2 protein-coding genes are annotated in these 1182 nt (G+C 65.2%); one reads left to right on the top strand and one right to left on the bottom strand.

Going from position 1 to position 1182, the window contains the following annotated elements:
• The coding region (locus tag EVC45_RS44745) for a transposase (RefSeq protein WP_248295485.1) at nucleotides 1-309 on the top strand (309 nt) is incomplete at its 5' end.
• A gap of 482 nt (nucleotides 310-791) precedes the next feature.
• Here EVC45_RS44745 and EVC45_RS46035 read toward each other — a convergent pair.
• On the bottom strand, nucleotides 792-1182 hold a 391-nt coding region (locus tag EVC45_RS46035), incomplete at its 5' end, for a hypothetical protein (RefSeq protein WP_168991683.1).

The raw sequence follows: 1182 nt of genomic DNA, 5'->3' as shown, positions 1-1182 counted from the left end.
CAGGGCTCAACCGTCAGTCTGGATGGCGTCTACGACTGCCGCGAAAACCGCCGTGCGATCTTCAACCGCGGCATGAGGCCCAACATTCCCGAGAACCCGCGTGGGCGCAAGGCACCGAAGCGCGGTCGCAGACGGCATTTCGACGCGGCCATCTTCGCGGAGCGCTTCAGCACCATCGAGCGCGTGTTCGCCTGGGAGGACACCTTCCGCCGCCTGCTGCTGCGCTTCGAACGCATCAGTGCCGTGCACTACGCGCTCAAGACGCTCGCCTACACGATGATCAACCTGAGGCACTACTGCCGCAGCTGATCGCGGCCCTCAGGGCGGCCTGTCGCTACTTCGCCGGCGCATTGCGCCATGGCCGCGCGCGTCGTTACCATGTCGATCACTTCGCAAATCACACTTCCGCTTCGCGTTGCCTGTCTTGCCAACTCATGCATTTCATGAAACATATGCATTACTGATCAAATGCAACTTCAGTCTGCTTGAAACCCGCAATCAGTTGTATGAGAATTGGCCGCCCGGAGAGCCGCGCCCCTGTTGACGATGAGGGGATTGACGAACCTGCGCCCGGACGGTCTCCCGCTTCGGGGCCGGAAGCAGCCGCCCGGCGCTCAGACCCCCCCCTTGGCATGTTGCCGCGGCGGGAAGGACTGGCCGCGCGTCGCCAGGCGCGCAGGATGCAGCCTTATCCTGAACCTCGACGGCAAAGTGCCTTGCCTTCACGGTCCTGGGCGGACGAGGATACGGCCGGGCATCCGTTGCGCGCTTTGCCCCGCGCAAGCGCGGTGTCAGACCGGGCTACGGGCGATGCGCCCGGCCACCCGCTGCGGTCGGCCGTTACTGCAAGCGGGATGCAGAAGCATCGGATCGAGGTGGGGGGGCCATCGCGCAAACGAGCGGCCCACGATCCGGTTGAAGCGCTGGATGAAAGGCCCCGCGCGCAGGCGCGCATCGGGCCGCGTGAGCCGCAGCGGCGCAGCCGGAACCTGGCGAGCGTCCTGACGAATCGTCAGCACGGGTTCAGCCAGCAGCTCCAGCAACAACGGTATGAGCAGCAGCGGCAGCTTTCCGGCCGCGCGTGGGATCGGGACTTTCCGCAACTGGGTATCCGGATGGCCAGGGAGAATTACCTGGCACAGCGTAACGGCTACGGACAGGCGCTGGTCTTTCTGCACCCGG

The organism is Paraburkholderia sp. UYCP14C, assembly GCF_004197395.1.
Classification (GTDB): domain Bacteria; phylum Pseudomonadota; class Gammaproteobacteria; order Burkholderiales; family Burkholderiaceae; genus Paraburkholderia.
Note: the sequence above shows the minus strand (reverse complement) of the source record. Positions and strands in the feature narration are given on the sequence as shown.